At 67.4% G+C, this 258-nt stretch carries 1 protein-coding gene; it reads left to right on the top strand.

Annotated features, from left to right (window positions below; translation table 11 throughout):
• Window positions 1-258 (top strand): transglycosylase domain-containing protein (locus PU683_RS22290; protein ID WP_277174679.1); only part of this gene is annotated, 258 nt, incomplete at both ends.

Genomic DNA, 258 nt, shown 5'->3' with positions numbered 1-258 from the left:
AAGGACGAGATCCTCGAGCTGTATCTCAACAAGATGTATTACGGCGGCGGCACCTATGGCATCGACGCCGCGAGCCGGAAGTTCTTCGGCCATGGCGCGAATCACCTGAGCATCGGCGAGGCCGCGGTGATCGCCGGGCTGGTGAAGGCGCCGTCGAATTACTCGCCGACCGCCGATGCCGAGGCGGCGCGCGGCCGCGCTGGCGTGGTGCTGCAACAGATGGTGCGCGCGGGCGACATCACCGAGGCGCAGGCGCAG

Origin of the sequence: Candidatus Kosakonia sp. 282A-S69, from assembly GCF_029433855.1 — a bacterium.
Lineage (GTDB): Bacteria > Pseudomonadota > Gammaproteobacteria > Enterobacterales > Enterobacteriaceae > Kosakonia > Kosakonia cowanii_A.
This window is presented reverse-complemented; position numbering and strand designations above follow the sequence as displayed.